At 58.3% G+C, this 405-nt stretch carries 1 protein-coding gene; it reads left to right on the top strand.

Going from position 1 to position 405, the window contains the following annotated elements; all coding sequences use genetic code 11:
- Nucleotides 1–405 (top strand): DPP IV N-terminal domain-containing protein (locus AC0L17_RS34635; RefSeq protein WP_473519013.1); only part of this gene is annotated, 405 nt, incomplete at both ends.

The following is a 405-nucleotide window of genomic DNA, read 5'->3' as shown; positions in this document are numbered from 1 at the left end:
GCCATAAGAGCTATCAGGCCGGCGATCTTCCCTTCGAGCGTTTCGAACTGACCGAGGATGGTCGCAGGCTCGACTTCCTGATTAAGCAGGTCCGGTGGAGCTGCGACGTTGCAAGCTATGTTTGCACCAGCACAAACTTGGATGTGGACGCGCCGGACTTTCAGCTCCGCCACGACTACACCCCCCCGGCTAAGAATAACCCCGACCAGAGGAGCGTCTCGCCCGACGGCAAATGGATCGTCTATATAAGGAACCACAATGTCTTGCTGCGCAGCAAGGATGGATTGCAGAATGTTGCGCTGAGCCGGGATGGATCCGAAAACAATGGCTACGTCTTTTCGACACTGAGCTGGTCGCCGGACTCGCGCCATCTCGCGGCCTACCGCGTTCGCCCCGGCTACAAGC

The sequence above is a fragment of the Mesorhizobium sp. WSM4829 genome (genome assembly GCF_055811475.1).
Note: the sequence above shows the minus strand (reverse complement) of the source record. Positions and strands in the feature narration are given on the sequence as shown.